This is a genomic window from Clostridium sp. 7_2_43FAA (assembly GCF_000158375.2).
GTDB classification, from domain to species: domain Bacteria; phylum Bacillota; class Clostridia; order Clostridiales; family Clostridiaceae; genus Clostridium; species Clostridium tertium.
In genome coordinates, this window is the sequence record NZ_JH815223.1 from 38491 (window position 1) to 43041 (window position 4551).

The window sequence follows — 4551 nt, forward strand, 5'->3', positions numbered from 1 at the left end:
GCTAAGTCGGGAAGGGATAAACGACTGAAAGCATCTAAGCGTGAAGCCCCCCTCAAGATGAGATTTCCCATAGCATAAGCTAGTAAGACCCCTTGAAGAACACAAGGTTGATAGGTCAGAGGTGTAAGTGTGGTAACATATTTAGCTGACTGATACTAATAGGTCGAGGGCTTGACCAATAAAAAATAGGCTTGAAATTAATTCATGTGCAATTTTCAGAGAACACTCTGAAAAGCAAATCTGGTGATGATGGCGTAGAGGAAACACTCCTTTCCATTCCGAACAGGAAAGTTAAGCTCTACAGCGTCGATGGTACTGCATGGGCGACTGTGTGGGAGAGTAGAACGTTGCCAGGTTATATATGCGTTATTAGCTCAGTTGGTAGAGCACCTGACTCTTAATCAGGGTGTCCCGGGTTCGATCCCCTGATAACGCACCAAATCCTAAACAAATGTTTAGGATTTTTTTATTTTAAACTTTTTTAGAATTTCTTTAAAATTTACTAGAATATGAAATTTTATAATTATTGATTAGTTAATTTATAATAAATAATATTTATAATTTAGGGTATATAAAAAAATGAAAATAACTTTTAGATAATGTAAATTTAAATTATTTTAATATTACGAAAAGATGATATATAATTTAAAAAGGAAGTAGACTGGAGGGAAAATATATGTTTTCAAAAACAAGGAAAGTAGCTATAGTAGGAACAGGATTAGTTGGATCTAGTACAGCGTTTAGTTTAATAACACAAGGGGTCTGTGATGAAGTTTTAATGATAGATATTAATAGAGAAAAGGCTCTTGGAGAAGTGATGGACTTAAAGCATTGTATAGAATATTTAAATAGGAATACAAAGATAAGAGTTGGATCATATGAAGAATGCGGTGATGTAGATATAGTTGTAATAACTGCTGGCGCTCCACCAAAACCAGGACAAACAAGATTAGATTCACTAGATTTATCAGCTAAGATAGCGGAATCAATAGTGAACCCTATTATGGAAAGTGGATTTAACGGACATTTTATAATAATATCAAATCCTGTAGATATAATAGCTCATTATGTATATAAGATATCTGGATTACCTAAAAGCCATGTTATAGGAACAGGGACATCAGTTGATTCAGCAAGATTAAAGAATTTTATAGGGGATTTATTTAATGTAGACCCTAGAAGTGTTCAGGCTTATTCTATGGGTGAACATGGAGACTCTCAGATGGTTCCATGGTCTCATGTCTATATAGGAGGAAAGCCTTTTAGTAAGGTTATACAAGATAATAAAGATAGAGTTGGGGATGTAGATTTAGATAAATTAGTTTTAGAAACAGCTCAGGCTGGATGGGAAGTATATAATAGAAAGGGAACAACATATTATGCTATAGCATCTTCTACTGTAGGGATAATAAAAGCAATTATAAATGATGAGAATAAGATAATACCTGTATCTACATTGTTAGAAGGTGAGTACGGTGAATATAATGTATTTAGTGGCGTACCTGCAGTTCTTAATAGTGAGGGTGTAAAAGAAGTAGTAGAAATAGATATGACAGATGAAGAGCTTAAAAGATTTAAAAAGTCTAATGATGTTATAAGAGAGTACACAGAAAAATTAAATAAATAATTTAAGTGCTATTTATAAAGATATTAATATTTTTATAAATAGCATTATTTAATTTTTTAGCCTATGTATAAAAAGTTTATTATATAAATAACTTTCTATAATTTAATTTTTTATTTTTTAAGTAAACATATATGGATTTATATTGATTTAAGATGGAGGATTAAATAAAAAAATCTATGTATAGCCGCTTTCTATATTGAATATAAATTTTAAAGTTACATAAAATAGAATCGAATTAAAGGCGCATATTTACAGATAAAATTGAATTAATTTATATTAATAAGAAAAAAATAAAATAATTTTAAAAAATATGTTGACATATGGACAATATGTCTATATAATAAATTCTTGTTGAGAGAAAAATATCTGGTGATGATGGCGTAAAGGAAACACTCCTTCCCATTCCGAACAGGAAAGTTAAGCTTTATAGCGCCGATGGTACTGCATGGGAGACTGTGTGGGAGAGTAGGACGTTGCCAGGTTCATACGGTTTACTAGCTCAATCGGTAGAGCACTTGACTTTTAATCAAGGTGTACCGGGTTCGATTCCCGGGTAAGCCACCAAAAAATCACTTCAGTAATGAAGTGATTTTTTTATAAGAACTTGCTTAGCATTACATAAAAAAAGAAAGGATTTTATTCCTTTCTTTTTTATTTTCTAAATATATCATTTTTCATAAATTTAAAAAACTTCTTTACAGATTGTAAATCATCTTTTAAAGTTGAAGAATCTTCTTCTTTGAAGTAACCCTTTATATAGATTAGCATTATAAAAAATAATATTCCTAAATTAATATATATATCTTTTATATCAGCTATAAATAAATTACTAATTCCTATAAAGTCCAGACTACCACCATAAAAGGTCTTATCTATCAATGAACATAGGGCTCCGGATAGAATAAATAAAAATGCCATATCAGACCAGAAGTCTTTATTTCCTTTAGATAAATAATACCTATATACCTCTATAAATAATATTACTGCTAATGCATTTAATATTATTAAAGAAGAAAATCCTACTCCAAGTCCAAATCTAGCATTAAGCCAAGAGCCATCTGTATTAATTATAGGATCAAAGGAAAGAAACTTTGGTATGATTTCAAAATAATTATCAAAATAAAAAAGTTTTATTATAAGTTTTATACCTTGATCTATTAACATAAGCACAAGGAAAATTATAAAAACTACTTTGCGAGTAAATCCATTAGAATATTTTTGGGATGTAATGTATATTATCCAGCCTGTAAATGCAAATACGATGGTTAATAATAAATTCATACTTAAAGTATAAAAACTATCTACTCTACCAGTGATAATTTCAAATGCAAAGTATAACAACCACATTATAGGGAGTAATCCTATTGTTAGCCATTTATCTTTATTAAATTTGTTAGTCATTTTATCCTCCTACAGAAAACTTAAGATATTAAGATTTTATCATATATAGATAGAAATTACATATAAGGATAACAAATTATTTTAAATACTGATATAATTAAAGTGAAAATACTGAATATTTACGTTATTTAGATAAATAATAAAATAACGGCATGCAACATAGGAGGGGATTGAAGTGTTAAAAATTTTTGCAGTATCAGATTCAATAGGGGAAACAGCTGAGCAAGTTGCACTAGCAGCAGCAAGTCAATTCAAAGGAGACGTAGAGGTAAAGAGGGTTCCATATATTAAAGGATTAGAAGATATAGAAGATTTAATGAGAGAGGTTAGTAGTTGTGAAAATTGTATGATAGTATCAACTATAATAACTGTAAGTGTAAGAGAATATCTAACACAAAAGTGCTTAGAAAAAAATATATCAGTAGTAAATGTACTTGGACCAATAATAAATGTAGCTTCATCAATATTAAATAAAATGCCAGATAATAATCCAGGAGCTATGTGGAAAACAGATGAAGTTTATTTTAAGAGGATTGAGGCAATGGAATTTGCCATGCAATATGATGATAGTAAAGACTATAGAGGACTAAAAAATGCAGATGTTGTACTAATAGGATTATCAAGAACATCAAAGACACCATTATGCATGTATTTAGCTAATAAGGGAATAAAGGCTATAAACATACCTCTTATGCCTGAAGTAGAAATACCAGCTGAACTTTTTGAAGTAGATAAAAAGAAGATATTTGGATTAGTAATAAATCCGTTACAATTAATAGAAATAAGGAAAAGAAGATTAGATAAGTTTCATAGAATGCCTACGGGAATTGAGTATGCGAGTGATGCTAGAATTTTAGAAGAATTTGATTTTGCAGATAGAATAATGAGACGACTAGGATGTAAAACTATAGATGTTACTCAAAGAGCAATAGAAGATACTGCATTAATAATAATAAAAGCGCTAGGGCATGAAAAGTAAGACACAGAATGTAAAATCTGTTATCTAGAGCTAAGATAAAGTTTTAGATAACAGATGGTTAATTATATTTATATAAGTCTATAAAAAGACAAAAAGTAGTAGTCAAATAATAACTTTCAAAATATAATTATAATTTTATTAAAAAATACAATAAAATATGTTGACAATGCTTTTTTTTAGTGATAACATTTATTCATCGCCTAAGGCAGTCAAGTGTTTCTAAGAAATAATAAAAAAAACATGTTGACATAAATAACTTATGGTGATAAGATAAGAAAGTCGCTTGAGGGCGATGAAGAAAATGGTCTTTGAAAATTGAACAGAAAATAAGTTAAGTAAACAAACCAGCAATTCTTTTAGACGTCTTAACATTAAGACTCAAAGTAATTTGAGCAAAGATTAAACTTTTTATTGAGAGTTTGATCCTGGCTCAGGACGAACGCTGGCGGCGTGCCTAACACATGCAAGTCGAGCGAGAGGAGTTCTTTCGGGAACAAATCTAGCGGCGGACGGGTGAGTAACCACGTCGGGCAACCTGCCTTGT

General features: G+C 30.2%; 3 protein-coding genes, 2 tRNA genes and 2 rRNA genes. 6 read left to right on the forward strand and 1 reads right to left on the reverse strand.

The features are described 5' to 3' along the window. Nucleotides 1-239: 239 nt before the first annotated feature. The 5 genes from rrf (CSBG_RS16525) (at nt 240) to CSBG_RS16545 (ending at nt 2191) form a co-directional block, all read left to right on the forward strand. A 5S ribosomal RNA gene (rrf, locus tag CSBG_RS16525) occupies nt 240-356 on the forward strand. Nucleotides 357-363: 7 nt separating this feature from the next. Next, a tRNA-Lys gene (locus CSBG_RS16530) sits at nt 364-439 on the forward strand. A gap of 237 nt (nt 440-676) precedes the next feature. Beyond that, on the forward strand, nt 677-1627 hold the full coding sequence (locus CSBG_RS16535) for an L-lactate dehydrogenase (RefSeq protein WP_008681343.1): 951 nt from the start codon (nt 677-679) through the stop codon (nt 1625-1627). A gap of 365 nt (nt 1628-1992) precedes the next feature. Beyond that, nucleotides 1993-2109, forward strand: a 5S ribosomal RNA gene (gene rrf / locus CSBG_RS16540). Nucleotides 2110-2115: 6 nt separating this feature from the next. After that, a tRNA-Lys gene (locus CSBG_RS16545) sits at nt 2116-2191 on the forward strand. 87 nt (nt 2192-2278) lie between these two features. Here CSBG_RS16545 and CSBG_RS16550 read toward each other — a convergent pair. Further along, on the reverse strand, nt 2279-3028 hold the full coding sequence (locus CSBG_RS16550; RefSeq protein ID WP_008681345.1) for a signal peptidase II: 750 nt from the start codon (nt 3026-3028) through the stop codon (nt 2279-2281). A 175-nt stretch (nt 3029-3203) separates the two neighbouring features. On the opposite strand from CSBG_RS16550, the gene CSBG_RS16555 reads away from it, so the two are divergent. After that, the gene (locus tag CSBG_RS16555) at nt 3204-4007 is read left to right on the forward strand and encodes a pyruvate, water dikinase regulatory protein (protein WP_008681346.1); all 804 of its coding nucleotides are present in this window, start codon (nt 3204-3206) and stop codon (nt 4005-4007) included. Nucleotides 4008-4551: the final 544 nt, after the last annotated feature.